This is a genomic window from Actinomycetota bacterium, from assembly GCA_035540895.1.
In the GTDB taxonomy this organism is placed as follows: Bacteria; Actinomycetota; JAICYB01; order JAICYB01; family JAICYB01; genus DATLFR01.
Genome location: DATLFR010000022.1, coordinates 1 through 18,454, shown reverse-complemented (window position 1 = coordinate 18,454; position 18,454 = coordinate 1). Strand labels below are relative to the sequence as shown.

Genomic DNA, 18,454 nt, shown 5'->3' with positions numbered 1-18,454 from the left:
ACCCCGGTGAGGACCCCGCACCCCACCACGCTCGCAACGTCCATCGGGATGTCCTTGTCGATCTTGACGACGGAGTTCTCACGGAACACGGCCCGCTCGGCGAAGGTGGCCGCGTTGATCCCGTGGAAGACGGTCTGTCCTTCGTGTGAGAGCCGGGTGGTCCCGTCGTCCATCATCCCCAGGACCTGCCCCTCCGGACACAGGTAGGGCTGGCCGCGCTGGCACCAGTAGCACTCGCCGCACATCGGGGTCCACATCACGACGACGTGGTCGCCCGGCTGGACCGCGGTGACGCCCGGACCCACCTCCTCCACGACCCCAGCGGCCTCGTGACCCAGCACGCACGGGAGGGGGTAGGGGAGCTTTCCTCTCACGACCGACAGGTCGGAGTGGCAGACGCCCGTCGAGCGGATGGAGACGAGCACCTCGCCCGCCTGCGGGGGCGCGAGGTCGAGGTCGACCAGCTCCAGGGGCTCGCCGTAGTTTCGGAGTATGGCCGCCTTCATCGCGCCTCCTTGCTCGTCCGGAGGTAAACGGTAAGCGGGGCGGGCGGTGGGAGGCGAACCCGTTTCAGTCGGCCGCGCGAAGAGCGACGACCTCGTAGGTGAACTCACCGCCCGGAGCGGAGTAGGTCACCTGGTCGCCGATGCCCTTGCCCAGCAAGGCCTGTCCGAGCGGCGAGCGCGGAGACAGCACCCGGGCACCCGTGATGCGCTCCTCGGACTCGGCTATCACGTAGCTGTCCTCGAGATCGGGGTGGGACACGTCGCGCACGGTGACCACGACGCCCACCTGCACCCTCGATGCGTCCGCGGGGGCCTCCCGGACGACGGCCGTCTTCAAGAGCGACTCCAGCTTCGCGATCCTGCCCTCGAGGATGGCCTGGTCCTGCTTGGCCGATTCGAACTCCGAGTTCTCACTGACGTCGCCGAGCTCCCTGGCGGCGAGCAGCCGCTCCGACATCTGGCGGCGTCCTTCGTCCTTGAGGGTGTCGAGCTCCTGTCGCAGGGCGTCGAGGGCCGACTGACTCAGGACGGGACGGTCGTCTGTCTCCATGGCCTCACACTATCGGATGCGGTACGGGGGCTCAGCCCTCGTCCAGGACATCCTCGCGTGGCAGCGCCTTCGCGTCGAGCGCGCCGTCGATGCGGTCGGCGAGGTCGGCGTAGTCGAACCCCTCGCTCGTGTTGCGCTGGTCCCATGCGCGCTTCAGCAGCGCGCCGCGCAGCGCCTCCGCCTGCTCGCGGTCCAGCTCGAGGATCCGCTCCTTGCCGTGCAGGGCGCTCAGCACGATGCGCTCGAGCGAGGACAGCACCTGTGAGCCCGGCTCGCGCTTGTGCGCCGCGTGGACCGCCGCCGCGATGTCGCGGAGGTTCTCCGGGTTCACATCGAGGATCATGTCCCGAGCATACCCGCACCCACCGTCGGGTCAGGACGGACCGTGTCGGCGGCATATGTGAGGTTGCGCGTTGAGATGGGTAGGAGGTGGTCATGTCCTCATACGGGAACGGACAGATGGAGAGCGGGGCGACCGAGCTCCTGGAGCGCGCCGTCCGGGCTGTGCGGCGGGGGAGCGGACACGACCTCGAGGCGGCGCTGACGGCCCTGCGGCAGGTGGACCCGGAGCAGGCCGTCCAGGCCGGCGACCGTCTGCGCGCCATGCTGGCGTGCGTTCGGGCCCACCCGTCGTACGCGCAGGCCGCCCGTCGCGCCGCGAGCTAGGTCAGTGGGTCGGCGCCTGCTCGATCTCGCGTAGGCGCTGCGCCATCCCACGGAGGATCTTGCGCGCCACGGCCGGGTGCTTGTCGAGCAGCGTCGAGAAGCTCCTCGCGTCGAGCACGTAGAGCTTCATGTCGGTGGCCGCCTTCACGGTCGCCGCCCGCGGCCCCTGGTCGAGCAGGGACATCTCCCCGAAGAACTGGCCGGGTCCGAGGGTGGCCAGCTTCTTCTTGCGGAGGGACACCTCGGCCTCGCCGTCGATGATCGCGAAGAACTCGCGGCCGGGACCCCCCTCCTCGGTCAGGACCGCCCCCTTCGAGACGTCGACCTCGTCGACCAGGGATGCGATCTGGGCGAGCTCGCGGTTCGTACACGCCGAGAAGAGCGAGACGTTCTTGAGAACGTTGACCTTGCTGATCCTCAGCGGCATGTCCCCTCCTGGTCGTACCGTCCGTGGGCGGGATCGTAACAGCCGGTCCCGCGGTGGGGAACGCACCCCCGCCGTACCTCGGCACTTCGCGTAACCTGATGGACGTGACCGAGGAGCGAGGCTCCGTGCGTTCCGAGGGTCCGCCGGCCCACCTTGCGCTCGTGGACCCGCAGATGCGCGCGACCGAGGAGTTCCTCCTCGAGATCGTGGGGTCCGAGTACCCCTTCGTCAGCGTCCTCGCCCAGCACCTCCTGCGCGCGGGGGGCAAGCGACTGAGGGTCGCCTTCTGCTGGTTGGGAGCCGGGTTCGGCGACCGCGATCCCTCCCGCGAGGTCGACCTGACGAAGCTCGCCGCCGCCATCGAGCTGACCCACCTGGCCACGCTTCACCACGACGACGTGATCGACGAGGCGGACACCCGGCGCGGGGTGCCTTCCGTCAACGCCAACTGGACGAACACGCTCGCCGTGCTTTCCGGGGACTACCTCTTCGCGAAGTCGTCTCAGCTCGCCGCCGAGGTGGGAGGCGAGGTCCCGATGGTGCTCGCGTCCACCATCGCCGCGCTCTGCGAGGGACAGGTCAAGGAGATCGAGGCCTCCTTCCGCACCGACCGCTCTCCCGACGAGTACCTCGCGGTGATCGAGCGCAAAACGGCTCGGCTGCTCGGCGCGGCCAGCTACCTGGGAGCCCGGGTGGGAGGGGCCGATCTCGAGGTGGCACGGGGGCTCGAGCGGTACGGCATCTCTTTCGGGATCGCGTTCCAGGTCGCCGACGACCTGCTCGACTTCCTGGGCGACGCGGAGCAGACGGGCAAGCCTCTGGGCACCGACCTCAAGGAGGGTGTCTACACCCTCCCGCTCCTGCACGCGATCGCCGAGCGCGCGGAGATCGCCGAGCTGCTGCGAGAGGAGACCGAGCTCGACCCGGTGGTCAAGGCGATGCACGACCTCGGATCCTTCGGCTACGCGCGCTCCGTCGCCGAGCGTCACGCCGCCGACGCGCGAGACGCGCTGCTCGCCCTCCCGGACGTGCCTGAGCGCGGTGCTCTCGAGGCGCTGGTCGATTTCCTCCTCGAGAGGATGCGGGTCGCGTCAGCCGCGTAGCGCGGCCTCGACCGACCTCACCGGGCCCGCCATCGGCAGACCCTCGATCTCCACGAGGAAGACCTCGGGCACGAGCCCTACGACCTCCGCCTCGACGGGGGAGAGCCCGTGCGTCGCGGCCCGGGCCGTGACGGCTCCGTAGGCCTCCCGCGGCCCGGTGATGCTCGGATCGGTCAGGTTCATCGAGACCTGGACGAGCCCGCGCGAGGGCAGCTCGAACCCCAGCGCGCGCACGGCGGGGATCCTCCGGACCTCCGACGCGACCTCCCTGGCTCCCTCGAGGGTCCCTCGCGCGTTCACGTTGAAGGCGATGAGGGGCCCGCGCACCCCCACGGACACGACCCCGGCGGTCGGATGTCCGGACGTTCCCCGGAGCCCGCGGCGCAGGGCGGGCAGGTCGTCCGCCCCGTACCGGTGCACCGTCACCCCGTGCTGGGTCGTGATCTCGCGCGCCAGGTGCCCGGCGAGCCGCTCCGCGTCGGCCACCTCGGCTCGGAACGGGACGATCGGGAGCACGTCGACCACGCCGTTGCGGGGGTGCACGCCCTCGTGGGCGCGCAGATCGAGCCTGGCTACCGCCCGGGAGACCAGGGACAGACAGGCATCCCCGACGACGTCGGGCGGGCCTCCGTAGGTGAGGACGCTCCGGTTGTGGTCGGGGTCGATGTGGACGTCGAGGAGCGCAGGGTGGTCGGCGAGCTCGCGGACGAGGGCCGGGTCCCTGCCCTCGGACAGGTTGGGGACCGCGAGCAGGACCGGTGAGGTCAAGCCGGGTCGGTGAGCCTGCCGAACGCGTCCAGGACCGCCCGGGCCACGGCGTCCGCCTCGTCGGCTCTGACCAGGGCCGACCCCACGAGCGTCTCCTCGCCGAACCCGGTGGGGGAGACGACGACCACGGTCGCCACCCGTCGCCCCGCCACGTCTTGTACGGCGGCACCCCCGACCTCCAGCGTCCGGCCGTGGAGGCCCCGCAGTGCATCCGCGGCCGCGGTCGCCGCGAGACGATGGCGACCCTCGGCCGTCACCGGCCCCCTGGCCTCGCCCGTGGAGATCTCGCCGTCGACGTCCACCGTTACCCCGCAGAGGCTGTGGCCGGTCGCGGTCGTCCACGTCACCGAGACGAGCTTCGGCCGGACGTGGGACCCCTGGGGAGCGATGGGCTGCCCGTTGAACTGGACGACGCTCACGACGCGGTAGTCGATCTCCGTGCCGAAGCTGGCCAGCGCCACCGTCTGGACATCCCGCACGACCTGCTTCGGGGGCTTGCGTCCGTCGGCCACGAGATGGACCTCCGAGACCCGGCCGGACGGCGTGGCGACGACGCGCGCGGCGCGGACGCCGTCGAGCGACGCGATCTCGTCCTGGAGCGCGTCGACGTCCAGAGTGTTCGGGGACTCGGCCTGGACCATCTCGCGCGAAGCATAGCGGGAGCAGGCGATCGCACCTCCGCACCACGTACCTGATCCCACGTAACAGACATTTACAACTGGAACCACAGCCCCCTATAGTGTCGGTCCTGGGGCATCTCGACCGCGGCTGGCGTGCCGGACGCGGTCGGCACCCCGTCGGGTGGTGAGGAGGAGGGGTCCGGAGCCTGGCCTGAGTGCAGTCCCTTCAGCGGAGCGGACGAATCCCCGCGGATAGCGGTGCGGGGAAATCCAATCTGAAGGGAGCCTTCGACTTGAAGAAGCGGGTCCAGGTGCGACGAGTCCTAGCACGTGTTTCGGGCGGGCTGGTTGCCGTCATCGGCGCGATCCCAGCATTGCTCAGCGGCTGGCAGTGGTGAACCGAGGTTCGGTTCCGGACCCTCCTCACCGAGGTGCGTAGCAAGGAGAGGCTTCGTTGAACCTCCGACTGCTGGGGCTCGTGGCGGCGGTCTCTGCCTTGGCCTGCTCGCTGGGCGCGGTGCTGTTCCGGCTCCAGGGAGAGCCGCCCGCTCGCGAGGTGCTGCTGTTCTGGATCCTGTACTGCCTCGCCCACTGGTCTCCCGTCGAGATCCCCGTCTCGGGGATAACGCCCGAGGCAGCGCCCACTTCGCGGCCCCCGTCGCTCTCGGCGGGTTTCCTCGTCCTGATGACCGTCGCTTACGCGGCGGACCCTCACACCGCGTTCGTCGTCGGCCTGCTCTCGCCCGTCGCGCCCGGCAACTGGCGGGGGCCGGTCCGGACCATCTTCAATGGCTCCCAGGGAGCCATCTACACCTCGCTCGCCGCGCTCACCTACGGCGCGGTGACCGCGTTCTCGGACGGGATGCTGTATCAGCTGGTCGGGGCGGCCTCCGGGGCCTTCGTCGCGGTCGCGCTCAACACCCTGCTGGTCGCCGCGGCGATAGCCGCGGAGAAGAGGTGGTCGCTGCTCGCGTCGGCCAGGCAGCTCGTCTGGCCCGCGAAGCACTCGCTCGCGTTCGCTCTGTTCGGCCTCGTGGTGGCGCTGATATACAACGACGTCGGGTTCCTCGGGGTCTTCCTGCTGCTCACCCCGCTGGTGATCCTGCGCAGCGTCCGGCGCTCCCGGTGGGAGCTGAAGGTCGCTCGCGACAGCACGCTCAACCTGTTCGTCCGCGCCGTCGAGGCGAAGGACCCCTACACCTCGCGCCACTCCGAGCGGGTCGCCGTACTCACCGTCGAGCTGTGCCGCAGGCTCGCCACCCCCGACGACGAGCTCGAGGCGAGGTTCCTGGGCGCCCTGCTGCACGACATAGGCAAGATCGCCGTGCCGAAGCGGATCCTGACGAAGGACGGATCGCTCTCCGAGGAGGAGTTCGCGGAGATCCGCAAGCACCCGGTGGTGGGAGCCGACGCGGTCGCCGAGATAGACGTCCTGCGTGAGCTGGTCCCGGAGATCAGGCACCACCACGAGAGGATGGACGGCCGTGGGTACCCGGACCGCGTGCATGCCGCGTCGCTCCCGCTCGCGGCGCGGGTCCTGGCCGCGGCGGACACCTTCGAGGCGTTGACGAGCGACCGGCCCTACCGGCGAGCCATGACCCGCCACGAGGCGCTGGCCGAGATACATCGGGTCGCCGGCACGCAGCTCGATCCCGATGTCGTCGCAGCGCTGGACGAGGCGCTGCGGGACGGGTTCGAGTTCCCCGCGTCCACGGCGGTGCACAGACGGCGGGACCCCGGGATCGCGGCCGGACGGACCCGATGATCGAGCTCGCCGCTATCGCCGCCGCCGCGTGCGTGTGCTTCGGCGTCGGCACGAACCTCACCATCCCTACGAGGCTCGGAACGCCGCTGGTCCCGAGGTCCGCCGTCGGGATGGCCCTCATCGCGACGTGGTCGATCGCGCCCACCCCCGGCTACCTGCTCGCACTCGTCGCCGGCGGTCTGATCTGCTCCCTCGCTGCGCGCTTGGTCATGCCGCGGCCGGCCCCCGGGTGGTGGTCGAGCGCATCTGCCCTCTGCGTGTCGGGGGCGGCCGCCATGCCCTTGCGGGCCCTGCTGGAGGGGATGTCCCGCCAGGGGGCGGCGATCGCCCTCGTCGCCCTCTCGTCGGTCGCGTTCCTGGCCGCCGACCGGCTCGGCCACCGGGTGCGGCTGCGCGCGCTGCTCTCGGGTGACGCCCTGTCCCTCAACGTGATGTCGATGTCGCTGGCCGCGGCGACGGTGCTGACCGCGCCTTCGCTCACCGTCTGGAGCTACACGTTCCTCGTCATGCTCCTGCTCGTCAGCCGCACCGAGTTCGGACAGCTGGCCGAGGCGCACCGCACGTACGACCAGCTGGTCGGCGCGCTGGGCCGCGTGATCGAGCGGGCCGGTTACGTTCCGGACGGTCATCACGAGCGGGTCGACCAGGCCCTCGTCCGGTGCGGAGAGGGAGCCCGGATGCGTCCGGACTCGCTCACCGCGGCGCGGTTGGGCGTGATCGGCTACAGCATCGGCTTCGTCTCCCTCGGCGATCCTTCCGACCTCCGGGAGACCCCACTCGCCACGGTGGTCTCCGTCGGACGCGACTCGGCTCGCGGGTGCGCTTCACTGCTCCCCTCCGTCCGGCGCCGCGCCGCGGCCGAGGACGACCGCGAGAGGGAACTGGCGCTGGCTGTCCTGCTCAGCGAGCGGGAGCGAGGCAGCCGCCTGTCCGAGGTCGTGGGGATCCTCGAGCAGGACGGGGTACCGGCCCGCCGCGTGGCGGTCGATGTGCTGGAGGCCCAGGGGCCGCTGTAAGATCGCACCCGCTCCGTCGGAGGGGGTACGGGTGCCGCACATCCGTCGCGTGGCCGGGCTTTTCGTCGACCTCGTGGGATCGACACGGATCGGTGAGAGGCTCGGGCCCGACCAGGTGCGACTCGTCATCGGCCACGCGGTGACCCGCTACACGGAGATCGTCCAGGCGTTCGGGGGCTACGTCGAAGCCTTCATGGGCGACGGCATCGCGGCGTTCTTCGGCGTCACCCAGGCGAACCCGGACGACGTGGTCCGGGCGGCCGAGACCGCCCTGGAGGTCGTGCGTGAGACCCAGCGTCTCGAGAGGGAGACGCCCTCCACGTGGGGCGCGCAGGGGCTGGCGGTACGCGTCGGGCTCAACGTCGGCCGGGCCGCGGTGGACGCGATCGGGACGGCACCGGGCCAGCTCGTCGCCCTGGGCGACGCGGTGAACGCCGCCGCCCGGCTGCAGGGGCTGGCCGCGCCGAACCAGATCCTGGTCGGGGAGGAGTGCGCGCACGAGTTGGCGCGTGCCGGTTACGAGCTGCGCCCCATCGGACCCCGGGAGGTCCGGAACCGGGACGCCCCCCTGAACGTGTGGGAGCTCGTGGGTCGGCCGGCCGGCCGGGTCCTCTCGTCCGACCCTCCGTTCGTGGGTCGCTCGGCCGAGCGGGCCCGGCTGGAGGGGGTGTTCGAGGAGTGCCGGGCCGGCTGCGGGTCGGTCGTCACGGTCGTGGGGGAGAGCGGCATAGGCAAGACCCGCCTCGTGCGCGAGTTCGCGGCGGAACGCGCCGGGAGCGCACGGGTCCTGTACGCCACCTCTTCGGGGTACGGCTGGCGGTCGTCGTATCAGACCCTGCGGTCGCTGCTCAGGAGCGGTCTGGACGGTCTGCGATGCGGGTCGGAGCTGGAGACGGCCACCACCTGGGAGTGCGTCCGCGACTCGCTGCGGCTCTCGGACGACGCCGCCCGGACCCTCCGCCGGCTGCTCCTGCTCGACTGGACCCGCGAATGGATCCGGCTCGATTCGGGCCGGCCGTCACGGGAGGAAGCCTTCCTCGCCGTGGAGGAGCTGATGCGCTCCTTCGCCGACGAGGGGGAGCCGATCCTGGTCGTGCTCGACGCGTGTGAGGACGGGGACGAGGACGTGCGACAGACCGGCACGTGGCTGCTGCGCCTCACCGAGGAGCTCCCGCTCTGCGTGATCCTCGTCATGCAACCGAAGGTCGGGTCGGTGGGGTGGGAGCTACGGACCCTCGCGCTCACGGAGTTCTTCCACCGCTCCCGGGAGATCGTCCTGTCCGACCTCCCCGACGACGAGGCGCTGCGGATCGTCGACGCCATAGACGCGCACGGAGGCATCGCCGCTCCTCAGAGGCACGCGATCCTGCGGCTGGCGAAGGGCCAGCCTCTCTTCGTGGAGGAGCTCGCGCGGCTGCTGACAGCGGGCCGGTCGTCGGACCTGTCGGAGCTCGAGTCACTGGGCCGCCTGGACTCCTGCGTCCTGGCCCGGTTCGACCGGGCGAGCCCGGAGGAGAAGGCGGTGCTCGAGGCGGCCTCCTGCGTCGGCGACCGGGTGGAGGACGCCGTCATGCGCCGGGTGGCGCACGAGGGGTGGACCCGGGAGGTCGCCGCCTCTCTGGTCCGGCAGGGCTGGTGGCGGGAAGCGCGAGCCCAGGAGGGACACGGCTACGAGTTCCGACACCCCGTCATGCGAGAGGTGATCGAGAAGTCTCTCCTCTCCGACGTCAGACGCCGTCTCCACGGGGAGATCGGTCGGGCGCTCGAGTCTCACGACAGCGGCACGGAGCTCACCGCTCGACTCGAGGAGCTCGCCCGCCATTTCTCAGCGAGCTCCGAACCCCGGACCGGCGCGCGATACTGCGAGCTCGCCGCCCTCTCGGCATCCGAGTCCTCCGACCTCCCCTCCGCGATGCATTGGGGGCGCCGGGCGGCCGAGCTGTACGGGCAGCTCGAGGACGCCGACGGCTGGCTCAGGAGCATGCACGTCGCGCACCGGTCCGCCATCGAGCTGGGACTGGCCAACGAGGCGGCCGAGCTCCTGTCGTCCATGCGTCCCCACCTATCGCATCCGGAGCTGGAAGAGCGGATGGAGGAGACGGTCGTCGCGCTCGTGGAGGCGGGCGACCTCGACGCGGCCCGTGGGTGGGTGGCCGACCTGTCCGCGTCCCGGGAGGGGGGACCCCCCGACCCGACGCCCGTCCTGACCGCGCATATCGAGTTCCGGGCGGGGGACGCGGCGCTGGCCAGGCGATCGCTCGCCGCCGGCGAGGAGGCCGCCGCGACCCCCCGGCTCGACCTGCTCCGCGGGTGGCTCATGGCCGGACTCGCCGTTCGCGAGGGAGACGTCGACGCGGCTCACGCGTGGGCCCGCCGCTCCCTGTCGCCTGGTCCCGGCGCGGGGGACGGTCCGTTCGCGTGGAAGGCGCGGATCGACCTGACCGTCCTCGAGATGCTCACCGGAAACCTCGCCGCGGCGGAGGCGGCGCTGCAGCAGGTGCTGTCCACGGCGATGGCGCGGATGCACCTGCCCACCCTCGGCCACGCGGGGAACAACCTCGTCTACCTCCTGGGGCTGCAGGGCCGTCTCGAGGAGGCCCGCACGACGGCCTCCCGCGTCCTGCGCTGGGTCACCGACGACTACTGGCGCGCGAACCTGCTCTTCAACCGGGGTGTGGCCGAGCTCGCCGCAGGCGATCTGGAGCCCGCCGAACGCACGTTGAGCACGGCCGCCGCCCTGGCCGCCCAAGCGGGGGACGCCGACGCCGGACTGAACGCCCGCTGGGGGTTGGCGATGCTCGCCCACCTGCTTGGTCGGTCCGGCGCCGACCACGACCTGGCCGCGTTGGCGGATGAGGGCGACCTCGAGATGCGGCTCACGGCTCTCACCGCGCTCTGTCACGTCTTCCTCGATCTCGACCGGCCTCACGACGCGCTCGGCGCGGCTGAGGGGGCGGTCGCGCTGGCCGAGCGAGGCCGGACGCCGCTGCGCGTCGCGGCCCGCCTCGCCCTGGGCCGGGCCCGGGCGGCGACCGGAGACGACGGGGAGTCGGACCTGCGGAGCGCCCTGGACGACGCCCGGGCGATCGGGCTGCAGCTCGAGCAGGGCCGGGCTCTGGTCGAGCTGTCCCGCCTGGGCTCCCGGGAGGCGGCGGCCATGCTCGCCGAGGCCGAGCGGATCTTCGCGCACGCCGGCGCCCGGCTCGACCTGCTCAGGGCCCTCGCGGTGCGGGCACCGGCGCCGGCGCCGGTCGGTACAGTGGGCCCGTAGCCCCACGAGCGAGGACCCCTTGGCGAAGATCCTGATCGCGGACGACGAGCAGAACATCCGGACCTTCCTGCGCACCGCTCTGCAGAGCGAGGGGCATACCGTCATCGAAGCGAAGGACGGCGCCGAGGCCCTCGAGCTCATCACGCGCGAGGGTCCGGAGCTCTTGATACTGGACGTCCAGATGCCCCGCCTGACGGGTTTCGACGTCCTGCGTCGGCTCCAGGCGCAGGGCCAGGAGGACAAGCGCGTCCTGTTCCTCACCGGTGCCACCGACGAGGAGGACTTCCTGAAGGGCTGGGGGTACGGGGCGGACGGGTACCTCACCAAGCCCATGGACATCGACGTTCTCCTCAAGGCCGTCGACGAGGTCATGGCTCTCTCGACGAAGGAGCGTCAGGAGCGGCGGGACCGCGAGATCGAGCGAGCCCGACTGCTCCGCCAGCTCGACCGCTTCCTCGACTAGCGCTTCGCGTCCCGCCGTATGTGACACCTAGACTGTCGAGGTGTTCGGGGCCGTCCTCATCGCGAACCGGGGCGAGATCGCCTGCCGGGTGATCCGCACCTGCCGCCGGCTCGGGGTGCGGACGGTGGCCGTCCATTCGGAGGCCGACGCGGGGGCTCTCCACGTGGAGCTGGCGGACGAGGCGCACCCCATCGGTCCCGCCCCTGCCTCCCAGAGCTACCTGGACATCGACGCGATCCTCGGGGCGGTCCGGTCGTCGGGAGCCGACGCGGTCCACCCGGGGTACGGGTTCCTGTCGGAGAGCGCGCGGTTCGCGGAGGCCGTCCGGGACGCGGGGGTGCGGTTCGTCGGTCCGGCTCCCGAGACGATCTCCGACATGGGGGACAAGGTGCGGGCCCGGGAGATCGCCCGGCGGGCGGGGTTCCCGCTCGTGGAGGGCACCCCCGCCCTGGGGGACGGCGACGAGGCGGCGGCCGCCGCGACCGAGCTCGGATACCCGGTCCTCGTGAAGGCGTCGGGCGGAGGCGGCGGGATAGGGATGTCGGTCGCGCGCGACGAGTCAGAGCTCCGGCGGGCGTTCGACGCGGTGCGGTCCCGGGCCGACCGGTTCTTCGGTAACCCCGACGTCTATCTGGAGCGGTACCTGGACCGCCCACGCCATGTGGAGATCCAGGTCTTCGGCGACGGGCGCGGAGGTGCGGTCCACCTGTTCGAGCGGGACTGCTCCGTGCAGCGCCGCCACCAGAAGGTGGTGGAGGAGGGACCGTCTCCCGCGCTCGACGAAGGGCTCCGCGAGCGGATGACCCAGGCGGCCGTCGATCTCGCGCGGTCCGTGTCCTACGAGGGAGCCGGGACCGTCGAATGCCTCGTGAGCGGACGCGACTTCTACTTCCTCGAGATGAACACCCGGCTCCAGGTCGAGCACCCCGTGACCGAGGAGACCACGGGAGAGGACCTCGTCGAGTGGCAGCTGCGGGTGGCCGCCGGCGAGGGGCTCCCGAAGGAGCAGGACGACATCACGCGGGCCGGCCACGCGATCGAGATGCGCGTGTACGCGGAGGACCCCGTGCGCTTCCTCCCGTCCCCCGGCACCCTTGAGATCTTCGATCCGGCCGCCGGCGCGGGCGTACGCGTGGACGCCGGAGTGCGGCAGGGAGACGAGGTCACGATGCACTACGACCCGCTGCTCGCCAAGCTCGTCGTATCCGCACCCGACCGGGACGTGTGCATCGGCCGCGGCCTGGACGCGGTGGGGGGGTTCCGGATCGCGGGCATCAAGCACAACCTGCCCGTCCATGAGCGCGTCCTGCGCAGCGAAGAGTTCAGGTCCGGACGGTACGACACCACCATCCTCGACAGGCTCGGCTCGTGAGCGGGTACGAGGCCATCCTGTGGGAGGTCCGCGACGGCGTCGCCCGCGTGACCATCAACCGTCCCGAACAGCGCAACGCGCTCAACCCGCAGGTGCAGTCCGAGCTCCTTGACGCCTTCACCCGGGCCAGGTCGGAGGACGATGTGCACGTCGTCGTCCTGACGGGAGCCGGCGACAAGGCGTTCTGCGCGGGAGGGGACCTCGGCGGGATCGACCCGGACAGCTCCCCCGTCTCCCGTCACTTCGCGAGGACCACGTTCACGGACCTGCTCCGAGCCATGGCCGGCGCAGGCAAGCCGGTCCTGGGGGCCGTGAACGGACACGCCCTGGCGGGCGGGATGGGACTGGCCATGGCCTGCGACATCGTGGTCGCGGTGGAGGACGCCAGGTTCGGGCTCCCGGAGGTGGATATCGGCCTGTGGCCGATGATGATCACCCCCGTGCTCGTCCGTGCGCTCGGACCCCGCAAGGCGCTCGAACTGATGCTGACCGGCGACCGTGTGGATGCGGCCGAGGCCCACCGGCTGGGCGCCGTCACGCGGGTCGTGCCGCGCGAGTCGTTCGACGCCACGGTCGATGAGCTCGCGTCGAAGCTCGCCTCCCGGTCCCCGGTCGTGGTGAAGCTGGGCCGGGACGCCTTCTACGCCGCGCAGGACATGACGTTCGACGCGAGCCTTCACTTCCTGCACTCGCAGTTCTCCGTGCTCCTGCAGTGCGAGGACGTGGCCGAGGGCGTCACCGCGTGGTTCCAGAAACGTCCCCCGGAGTGGAAGGGCAGATAGATGGCTGAGGAGAGCAGGCCCATGCCGAAGCTCGACGAGTCGTCGGGCATGCGTGGGACGTGGGAGGAGCTGCTGGCGGAGCTCGAGGAGCGCAAGGCCAGGTTCGCGCTGGGGGGCGGAGCGGAGAGGATCGCCCAGCAGCACGAGCGGGGGAAGCTCACCGCTCGGGAGCGGCTCGGTCTCCTGTTCGACGAGGGGACGTTCGTCGAGTACGGGATGCTCGCCGACCACAACCCGCTGATCGTGGCGCTCGAGGGCAAGCTGACCCCGGCCGACGGAGTGATCACGGGCATCGGCGAGATCGACGGCAGGCAGACGTGCGTGGCCGCCTACGACTTCACGGTGATGGCCGGCTCGATGGGAGCGATCGGGGAGATGAAGGTCGCGCGCATGCGCGAGCTCGCGCTCCGGCTCCGGATCCCGATGATCTGGCTCCTCGACTCGGCCGGTGCGCGGATCCAGGAGGCGGCGGGTTCGCAGTTCGCCCGGTCCGGACAGCTCTTCCGCGAGGAGGTGGTGATGTCCGGGGTCGTGCCTCTCGTCTCGGCCATGCTCGGTCCATGCGCGGCCGGTACCGCCTACATCCCCGGGCTGTCCGACTTCGTGCCGATGGTGAAGGGGACGTCCTCCATGGCGCTGGCCGGCTCCCACCTCGTGAAGGCGGCGGTGGGTGAGGACCGCACCGACGAGGAGATCGGAGGCTCTGAGGTGCATAACCGCCACTCCGGTGTCGCCGACCTCGAGGTAGCCGACGACCGGGCCTGCATCGAGGTGGTGAAGGACTACCTGTCCTTCTTCCCTTCGAGCAACCTGGACCAGCCGCCGGTGAAGGAGACATCCGACCCGGTGGACCGCCGCTGCGAGAAGCTCCTGGACCTCGTCCCGGTCAACCAGCGCAAGGCCTACGACGTGCGGATGGTCATCAGGGAGATCGTCGACGACGGGCACGTCCTCGAGATGAAGCCGCAGTGGGCGCGCAACGTGGTCACCGCCCTGGGTCGGTTCGGTGGGATGCCGGCCGGCATCGTCGCCAACCAGCCGATGATGCTCGGCGGGGCGCTGGACATCAACAGCGCCGACAAGGTGGCCCGCTTCGTCTGGCTCTGCGACGCGTTCAACATCCCTCTCGTCTTCCTCATGGACGTGCCCGGCTTCCTCGTCGGCTCCCAGGTGGAGCGTCAGGGGATCATCCGCCACGGAGCCAAGATGCTCTTCGCCATCTCCGAGGCGACGGTGCCCAAGGTCACCGTGGTCACCCGCAAGGGGTACGGGGCCGGCTACTTCGTGATGAACGGGTTCGCCTACGAGCCCGAGTACATCGTGGCCTGGCCCACGGCGGAGATATCGGTCATGGGGCCGGAGGGAGCGGTGAACATCATCTTCCGCAAGGAGGTCGACTCCGCTGCTCCGGAGGACCGCGACCGGGTCCGCTCGGAGCGGATCAAGATGGTCCGCGAGTCGATCTCGCCCTACATCGCGGCCGGGTGGGCCGGGGTCGACGACGTCATCGACCCGCGCGACACGCGCAGGCACATCCACCGAGGGCTGCGGCTCGGCCGGACGAAGAAGGTCGAGCGGCCCTGGCGCAAGCACGGCGTCCTGCCCGTCTGATGGGAGAGCGGCCTGCGGAGGACCTGCGGAGTCAGATCGCCGAGGCGATCGAGCACCTCGACGGGTGGGAGCTCGAGACGGTCGCCCGGCTCGCCCGCCGGATGGACGCTCAGATCGGTTACGGCAACCCTTCCTTCGTGCTCGGGTTCCCGCGCTTCCGCAACGAGGGCGACCTGGTGAAGGGGGAGTTCGAGGTCGGCGAGATACACCTGAACCCGCATCGGATCGCCCACGGACTCGTGGCGTACGGGCTGCTCGACAACGCGATGGGACACGCCGTCGCCACCTTCGGAGGTGAGATCCGACTCTGCGTGACCCTGGAGATCAAGGTGCAGTACGCGCGGGCGCTGCACCCGGGGCCGATCGCCGTTGAGGCACGCTGCCTGCATCGCGGACGGACGGTCGGCCTCGCCGAGGGACGCGTCACGGACAGCGACGGCCGCCTCGCCGTCTTCGCGAGCGGGACCTACCACCTCACGGAGGGACGGCTCGGAGACCGGGGGGACCGTTAGGCTGGTCCATCCGAGGAGGTAGAGATGGGGATCCAGGACAAGGTCGTGATCTCGTGCGCGATATCTGGAGCGGCCGCGAACCGCCAGCAGTGCCCGTACATCCCTTACACCCCCGAGGAGTACGGGCAGGAGGCCCGGCGCGCCCGTGACGCGGGAGCGTCCGTGGTGCATATCCACGCCCGCAAGCCGGACACCGGCGCCCCGTCCTACGACGTCGAGGACTACCGGGCGATCACCGACGCCATCCTGGCCGAGGTCCCGGACATCATCGTCAACTACTCGACCGGTGCCATCGGCATAGACCGCGAACAGCGGGTCGCGCAGATCGCCGATCTTCGTCCCGAGATCGGTGCTCTGAACATGGGCTCGATGAACTACGCCATCTACTCACGTTCGAGGAAGGCGTTCCACATCGACGCCGTCTTCGCGAACCCCTTCGGCGACATCATCTTCTTCCTCGAGACGATGCGCGACGCCGGGACGAAGCCCGAGCACGAGTGCTTCGACTCCGGGCACATCAACAACGTCATGCTCCTCGCGGATATGGGGCTGGGGGACCCCAGGCCGCACTTCTCCCTGATCATGGGGGTCCACGGCGGGATAGCGGCGACGGTCCCGAACCTGATCCATCAGGTGTCGCTCCTGCCGGCGGACGCCCACTGGCAGGTGATCGGCGTCCGTCATCCGGAGCAGTGGCGGATGATCGCCGCGGCGCTTGGGGCCGGAGGATCGGTGCGTGTCGGGTTGGAGGACAACTTCTACACCGCGGACGGGGAGATGGCGACGTCCAACGGTGACCTCGTCGCGAAGGCCGCTCGGATGGCGGCCGACGTCGGGCGTCCCGTCGCTGAGCCGAACGAGGCGCGCGAGATGCTCGGCATCGCCGTGCCGGACCGCGCGCGGACGGCCGTGGAGGCGCGCCGATGACCGAGGTGGCGGCGGAGATGGTGGCCAACGTCTGGAAGGTCGAGGTCGAGACCGGACAGCAGGTAACGGAGGGGCACGTCCTCGTCATCCTGGAGTCGATGAAGATGGAGATCCCCGTCTACTCCCCCCACGACGGGACCGTGACCGAGGTCCGGGTATCGGAGGGCGCAGTCGTCCAGGAGGGGGACGTGATAGCCGTTGTCGAGTAGCTTCGGCGACACGCACGTCTCGACCCTGCTCGAGGAGCTCTGCCAGAGGGCGGGGGGCATCCGCCCGGAGGAGGTGGATCACTTCCACCGGCTCGTGGCGGTCTGGCAGATGCTGGCCGACCTGTCCTTCGCCGACCTCCTGCTCGTCACCCCGATCCAGGACTCCCCGGACGGCGACATGATCGTCCTGGCCCAGACGCGGCCCGACTCGACGCAGACCCTGTTCCCCGACGACCACGTCGGGACGGCGCTCGTGGCCGAGAACGCGCAGGAGGCCCGGACGGCCCTCGAGACGGGGAAGCCGCAGCGGGGCGCGGCGGACGGACGCGGCGTCCTGCGCGTCGCCGTGCCCGTCCGGGTCGGGGACCGCATCCCGGCCGTCCTCGTGCGCGAGGGGATGCCGTTCGGGGGCCGGAGGGTCTCGAGCCTCGAGGAGGCGTACCAGCAGTGCGCCGAGACCCTGCACCGCATGATCGTGGAGGGGGTGTTCCCGTACCCCGGGATGCAGGAGTGGGGGAGCCCCCGGGTCTCCGACGGCCTCCTGCAGCTCGCGCCGTCCGGCCTCATCCTCTTCGCATCTCCGAACGCGACCGCGGCCCACCGCAGGCTCGGCGTGTACACGCAGCTGGTCGGGACGAACGTGAGCGACCTGCCCGGCGGCAAGGCGCTCTCGGCCGCCCTGGAGGGCCAGGTACCGCTCGAGGCGGAGGTGGAGATGGGGGGAGCCGTCGTCAGCCGTCGTGTCGTGCCGTTCGTCGTGGCGGGAGAGCTGCTCGGCGGCATAGTCCTCGTGCAGGACGTCACCGAGCTGCGTCGGCGCGACCGGATGCTCATGTACAAGGACGCCGTCATCCGCGAGATCCATCACCGGGTGAAGAACAACCTCCAGACGATCGCCAGCCTCCTGAGGCTGCAGTCGCGGCGATTGGGCTCCGACGAGGCGCGCGAGGCCCTCGAGGAGAGCGTCCGACGCGTCTCGACGATCGCCCTCGTCCACGAGACGCTCTCGCAGGCGTCGGGCGACCTCGTCGACTTCGGCGAGGTCCTCCGGGGGGTCGTCCGGATGCTCCAGGACGGCCTCGGTCTGGACCAGCGTCGTATCGGATGCGAGGTACGTGGAGAGGTGGGAGAGCTCCCGGCGGTGGTGGCCACCCCTCTGTCCCTCGTCATCACGGAGCTGGTCCAGAACGCGGCCGAGCACGCCTTCGAGGACCGCGAGGAGGGCACGATCTCCGTGGGTCTCGAGCGGACGAACGGCACGGTCCGCGCGACCGTGGCCGACGACGGCATCGGGCTCCCGGACGACTTCTCGTGGGAGTCGGGCGGGCTCGGCCTGAAGATCGTCAGCGCGCTCGTGGACCACGAGCTCAAGGGGAGCCTCGAGGTCGAGGCGGGGGAGGGGACCCGCATCCACGTCCGTGTCCCGCTTCCCGGCTACCGGGAGACGTAGCGGGTAGGGTTGACGCATGGAGCGCTACCCGTTCGGTGACTCCCGGATCCGGTCCGACGCGATCATCGCGTTCCTCGTAGGGACCGCGGTCGCCTTCTTCTTGCAGTACTTCGTCTTCCGCATCGCCGTCGGCCGGATATTCATCACGCTGGTCGTCGCTGGCGTGGGCGGTCTGTACTACCACTGGCGGCGGATCCTCTAGAGCGGCAGGAGACGCCGTCGCCGGCGTCGAAACCTCCTCGCTGACCGTCACCGAGGAGGACCCGCGTGCTGCGTCGACGATCGCTCATCCCGGTGGCGCTGGCCACGGTCGTCTCCATCTCTGCCGGCGCCGTCGCGTTCGCCCGCGATCCCGCCGCGAGGCGAGCCGACGTCGGGACCGCCACCAGGATCGTCGCGGCCCCCTACACGCCGGAGCCGACGCCCTCTCCGACCC

The 18,454-nt window shown here is 70.7% G+C and carries 20 protein-coding genes; 14 read left to right on the top strand and 6 right to left on the bottom strand.

Features of this window, described 5'->3' with window-relative positions:
- The 3 genes from VM840_01080 to VM840_01070 form a co-directional block, all read right to left on the bottom strand.
- Positions 1–506, bottom strand: a 506-nt coding sequence (locus tag VM840_01080; protein HVL80169.1) for an alcohol dehydrogenase catalytic domain-containing protein, incomplete at its 3' end; no start/stop codon positions are given.
- Positions 507–570: 64 nt separating this feature from the next.
- Positions 571–1,056: a GreA/GreB family elongation factor gene (locus tag VM840_01075; protein HVL80168.1), complete on the bottom strand. Its 486-nt coding sequence runs from the start codon at positions 1,054–1,056 to the stop codon at positions 571–573.
- Positions 1,057–1,087: 31 nt separating this feature from the next.
- Positions 1,088–1,399, bottom strand: a complete 312-nt coding sequence (locus tag VM840_01070) for a hypothetical protein (GenBank protein ID HVL80167.1) — start codon at positions 1,397–1,399, stop codon at positions 1,088–1,090.
- Positions 1,400–1,491: 92 nt separating this feature from the next.
- Between VM840_01070 and VM840_01065 the strand changes: the two genes are divergently transcribed.
- Positions 1,492–1,722, top strand: a complete 231-nt coding sequence (locus VM840_01065) for a hypothetical protein (GenBank protein HVL80166.1) — start codon at positions 1,492–1,494, stop codon at positions 1,720–1,722.
- A gap of 1 nt (position 1,723) precedes the next feature.
- Here VM840_01065 and VM840_01060 read toward each other — a convergent pair whose 3' ends face one another.
- On the bottom strand, positions 1,724–2,149 hold the full coding sequence (locus tag VM840_01060; GenBank protein HVL80165.1) for a cyclic nucleotide-binding domain-containing protein: 426 nt from the start codon (positions 2,147–2,149) through the stop codon (positions 1,724–1,726).
- Positions 2,150–2,253: 104 nt separating this feature from the next.
- Between VM840_01060 and VM840_01055 the strand changes: the two genes are divergently transcribed.
- Positions 2,254–3,252 carry a polyprenyl synthetase family protein gene (locus VM840_01055; protein HVL80164.1) on the top strand — a complete coding sequence of 333 codons (999 nt, stop codon included), beginning with the start codon at positions 2,254–2,256 and terminating at the stop codon, positions 3,250–3,252.
- On the opposite strand, the gene VM840_01050 is transcribed toward VM840_01055, so the two are convergent.
- Both VM840_01050 and VM840_01045 read right to left on the bottom strand, forming a co-directional pair.
- A complete protein-coding gene (locus tag VM840_01050) occupies positions 3,241–4,020 on the bottom strand; it encodes a hypothetical protein (GenBank protein HVL80163.1) in 780 nt (259 codons plus the stop codon). The two genes, VM840_01055 and VM840_01050, sit on opposite strands and share 12 nt — an antisense overlap.
- Positions 4,017–4,661 carry a hypothetical protein gene (locus VM840_01045; protein HVL80162.1) on the bottom strand — a complete coding sequence of 215 codons (645 nt, stop codon included), beginning with the start codon at positions 4,659–4,661 and terminating at the stop codon, positions 4,017–4,019. The genes VM840_01050 and VM840_01045 overlap by 4 nt, the downstream gene beginning before the upstream one ends.
- A gap of 433 nt (positions 4,662–5,094) precedes the next feature.
- Between VM840_01045 and VM840_01040 the strand changes: the two genes are divergently transcribed.
- The 12 genes from VM840_01040 to VM840_00985 are packed head-to-tail and all read left to right on the top strand — an operon-like array spanning position 5,095 to position 18,220.
- Positions 5,095–6,405 (top strand): HD-GYP domain-containing protein, encoded by a 1,311-nt coding sequence (locus VM840_01040; protein ID HVL80161.1) that lies wholly within the window; start codon positions 5,095–5,097, stop codon positions 6,403–6,405.
- Entirely contained in the window at positions 6,402–7,421 is a 1,020-nt protein-coding gene (locus VM840_01035) for a hypothetical protein (protein ID HVL80160.1), read from the top strand. The genes VM840_01040 and VM840_01035 overlap by 4 nt, the downstream gene beginning before the upstream one ends.
- Before the next feature lie 31 nt (positions 7,422–7,452).
- The gene (locus VM840_01030) at positions 7,453–10,692 is read left to right on the top strand and encodes an adenylate/guanylate cyclase domain-containing protein (protein HVL80159.1); all 3,240 of its coding nucleotides are present in this window, start codon (positions 7,453–7,455) and stop codon (positions 10,690–10,692) included.
- A gap of 19 nt (positions 10,693–10,711) precedes the next feature.
- Complete coding sequence (locus VM840_01025) at positions 10,712–11,155, top strand: response regulator (GenBank protein HVL80158.1); 444 nt, start codon at positions 10,712–10,714, stop codon at positions 11,153–11,155.
- Positions 11,156–11,195: 40 nt separating this feature from the next.
- Complete coding sequence (locus VM840_01020) at positions 11,196–12,527, top strand: biotin carboxylase N-terminal domain-containing protein (GenBank protein HVL80157.1); 1,332 nt, start codon at positions 11,196–11,198, stop codon at positions 12,525–12,527.
- Positions 12,524–13,309, top strand: a complete 786-nt coding sequence (locus VM840_01015; GenBank protein HVL80156.1) for an enoyl-CoA hydratase-related protein — start codon at positions 12,524–12,526, stop codon at positions 13,307–13,309. The genes VM840_01020 and VM840_01015 overlap by 4 nt, the downstream gene beginning before the upstream one ends.
- Before the next feature lie 21 nt (positions 13,310–13,330).
- Positions 13,331–14,920 (top strand): acyl-CoA carboxylase subunit beta, encoded by a 1,590-nt coding sequence (locus VM840_01010; GenBank protein HVL80155.1) that lies wholly within the window; start codon positions 13,331–13,333, stop codon positions 14,918–14,920.
- Positions 14,920–15,432 (top strand): PaaI family thioesterase, encoded by a 513-nt coding sequence (locus VM840_01005; GenBank protein ID HVL80154.1) that lies wholly within the window; start codon positions 14,920–14,922, stop codon positions 15,430–15,432. The genes VM840_01010 and VM840_01005 overlap by 1 nt, the downstream gene beginning before the upstream one ends.
- A 24-nt stretch (positions 15,433–15,456) precedes the next feature.
- On the top strand, positions 15,457–16,359 hold the full coding sequence (locus VM840_01000) for a 3-keto-5-aminohexanoate cleavage protein (protein HVL80153.1): 903 nt from the start codon (positions 15,457–15,459) through the stop codon (positions 16,357–16,359).
- The gene (locus VM840_00995) at positions 16,356–16,568 is read left to right on the top strand and encodes a biotin/lipoyl-binding carrier protein (protein ID HVL80152.1); all 213 of its coding nucleotides are present in this window, start codon (positions 16,356–16,358) and stop codon (positions 16,566–16,568) included. Before VM840_01000 ends, VM840_00995 begins: the two co-directional genes overlap by 4 nt.
- Positions 16,558–18,018, top strand: a complete 1,461-nt coding sequence (locus VM840_00990; GenBank protein HVL80151.1) for a sensor histidine kinase — start codon at positions 16,558–16,560, stop codon at positions 18,016–18,018. The genes VM840_00995 and VM840_00990 overlap by 11 nt, the downstream gene beginning before the upstream one ends.
- A gap of 16 nt (positions 18,019–18,034) precedes the next feature.
- The gene (locus VM840_00985) at positions 18,035–18,220 is read left to right on the top strand and encodes a hypothetical protein (GenBank protein HVL80150.1); all 186 of its coding nucleotides are present in this window, start codon (positions 18,035–18,037) and stop codon (positions 18,218–18,220) included.
- Positions 18,221–18,454: the final 234 nt, after the last annotated feature.

Bases quoted from the DNA above. Each gene is read 5' to 3' on its own strand.
- VM840_01060 (HVL80165.1), bottom strand. From the start codon at position 2,149: ATGCCGCTGAGGATCAGCAAGGTCAACGTTCTCAAGAACGTCTCGCTC.
- VM840_01010 (HVL80155.1), top strand. From the start codon at position 13,331: ATGCCGAAGCTCGACGAGTCGTCGGGCATGCGTGGGACGTGGGAGGAG.
- VM840_01075 (HVL80168.1), bottom strand. From the start codon at position 1,056: ATGGAGACAGACGACCGTCCCGTCCTGAGTCAGTCGGCCCTCGACGCC.
- VM840_01035 (HVL80160.1), top strand. From the start codon at position 6,402: ATGATCGAGCTCGCCGCTATCGCCGCCGCCGCGTGCGTGTGCTTCGGC.
- VM840_01070 (HVL80167.1), bottom strand. From the start codon at position 1,399: ATGATCCTCGATGTGAACCCGGAGAACCTCCGCGACATCGCGGCGGCG.
- VM840_01000 (HVL80153.1), top strand. From the start codon at position 15,457: ATGGGGATCCAGGACAAGGTCGTGATCTCGTGCGCGATATCTGGAGCG.
- VM840_01045 (HVL80162.1), bottom strand. From the start codon at position 4,661: ATGGTCCAGGCCGAGTCCCCGAACACTCTGGACGTCGACGCGCTCCAG.
- VM840_00985 (HVL80150.1), top strand. From the start codon at position 18,035: ATGGAGCGCTACCCGTTCGGTGACTCCCGGATCCGGTCCGACGCGATC.
- VM840_01065 (HVL80166.1), top strand. From the start codon at position 1,492: ATGTCCTCATACGGGAACGGACAGATGGAGAGCGGGGCGACCGAGCTC.
- VM840_00995 (HVL80152.1), top strand. From the start codon at position 16,356: ATGACCGAGGTGGCGGCGGAGATGGTGGCCAACGTCTGGAAGGTCGAG.
- VM840_01005 (HVL80154.1), top strand. From the start codon at position 14,920: ATGGGAGAGCGGCCTGCGGAGGACCTGCGGAGTCAGATCGCCGAGGCG.